Raw genomic sequence first — 220 nt, forward strand, 5'->3', positions numbered from 1 at the left:
GAGACATCTTAAACGATTCGTAAGTTCACTGACCAGCTTTGAGAGATCAAAGTGTTGGGCCTGTAGCTCAGTTGGTTAGAGCGCACGCCTGATAAGCGTGAGGTCGATGGTTCAACTCCATCCAGGCCCACCAGATCTTTTATGCTCTTTGAAAATTTGTTGTGGTAAATTATCAAAAATCAAATCATCTGCATCGATTTTAACGATGGGTTGGTTTGTA

The 220-nt window shown here is 42.3% G+C and carries 1 tRNA gene; it reads left to right on the top strand.

Annotated features, from left to right (window positions below):
• The first annotated feature begins 56 nt into the window (after positions 1–56).
• Positions 57–133: transfer RNA gene (locus ACYQ2M_RS25590), tRNA-Ile, on the top strand.
• The last annotated feature ends 87 nt before the right edge of the window (positions 134–220 follow it).

The sequence above is a fragment of the Desulfocicer niacini genome (assembly GCF_054657595.1).